Genomic DNA, 662 nt, shown 5'->3' on the forward strand with positions numbered 1-662 from the left:
CTCATAGCTGTGGCCTCGCTGACATGGTGAACTTGCCGATCAGCGGGTGGTACCAGTACTTGCTACCGTATTTACGCTTGGCACCCTTGATAACGATTAGAGCCGCTTCACGGAATTTAGCCTCATGCACTGCGTGACCATTGCCATGACGAACTATCATCACACCACAATTTCTCGCCAGCTCTTCCGCTTTGCTGGTGGATAGCCCCATTTCAGCCGCCAGAGTGGTGAGGGGTGCCATGCCTTCCGGTACTGAGCCTTTGCGTTGCATGGCAGCTAAAGCCAACTCAAGGGCAGCAACACGCTTTTCCAGATCGTTAAATTTCAATGTGCTGATCATTTGGTTGCCTCCCCTGCGTTGCGACTGCCAATGATGTAACTAGCGCTACGGCAGTTCTCAGCCATGGCTTCCGCAATTCTGGGTAATGTCTGAAGCATTGTGCCAATATTGCGTAAATCACTTCTGGCCTCTTCGTCTTCGTAGTCTTTATTGTCAATCGCGGACGAAATAAGATTACCTACTGATGTAAGCCCTTTGGTGATGGCATAAAAAGCCGCTTCACTACAGCTACTCAACGAAGAAAGTTCCTCGCCAGACATTTCACATAAAACCTGATGGCTAACAATCGTATGATGGTAAATATCAGACATGGTTATGCCCT

General features: G+C 48.8%; 2 protein-coding genes. Both read right to left on the minus strand.

Annotated features, from left to right (window positions below):
- Position 1: 1 nt before the first annotated feature.
- Positions 2-340 (minus strand): hypothetical protein, encoded by a 339-nt coding sequence (locus tag AEP37_RS23955; protein WP_049615683.1) that lies wholly within the window; start codon positions 338-340, stop codon positions 2-4.
- The coding region (locus tag AEP37_RS23960) for a hypothetical protein (protein ID WP_209435176.1) at positions 337-662 on the minus strand (326 nt) is incomplete at its 5' end. The genes AEP37_RS23960 and AEP37_RS23955, both read right to left, overlap by 4 nt.

Source organism: Yersinia pekkanenii (genome assembly GCF_001152565.1).
Classification (GTDB): domain Bacteria; phylum Pseudomonadota; class Gammaproteobacteria; order Enterobacterales; family Enterobacteriaceae; genus Yersinia; species Yersinia pekkanenii.